The following is a 359-nucleotide window of genomic DNA, read 5'->3' as shown; positions in this document are numbered from 1 at the left end:
GGGACATGCCAATGCCAACAGGTGGGTGCCCCGCGCTCTTGGCGCGGGGCACCCACCTGGTTACTGACGCTGCTGGCGCGCTGTTCTACCAGCGGTACCAGCGGCCGCTCCCTCCCTTGGGACGGGCCACGAAGCCCACCAGCCAGACGACGAGCACGATGACCGCGACCCACCACAGGGCCTTCAGCGCGAAACCCGCACCGAAGAGGATCAGAGCCAGCAGAAGAACGAGAAGCAGGGGAACCATAGTTATCAACCTCCGAGCCATCGAATGCCCCCATCGATCCGCCCGACACAGCTCCCACACCCTTGTTTATGAAATTCTTATCCGGGCAACCGCTACACCCCTCCCGACACCG

At 63.5% G+C, this 359-nt stretch carries 1 protein-coding gene; it reads right to left on the bottom strand.

What is annotated here, in order from left to right; genetic code table 11:
- Nucleotides 1-85: 85 nt before the first annotated feature.
- Nucleotides 86-247, bottom strand: coding sequence for a hydrophobic protein (locus N4G70_RS36930; RefSeq protein ID WP_261717162.1), 162 nt, complete (start codon nt 245-247; stop codon nt 86-88).
- Between the last annotated feature and the right edge of the window lie 112 nt (nt 248-359).

It is taken from the genome of Streptomyces sp. ASQP_92 (assembly GCF_025399895.1).
In the GTDB taxonomy this organism is placed as follows: Bacteria; Actinomycetota; Actinomycetes; order Streptomycetales; family Streptomycetaceae; genus Streptomyces.
This window is presented reverse-complemented; position numbering and strand designations above follow the sequence as displayed.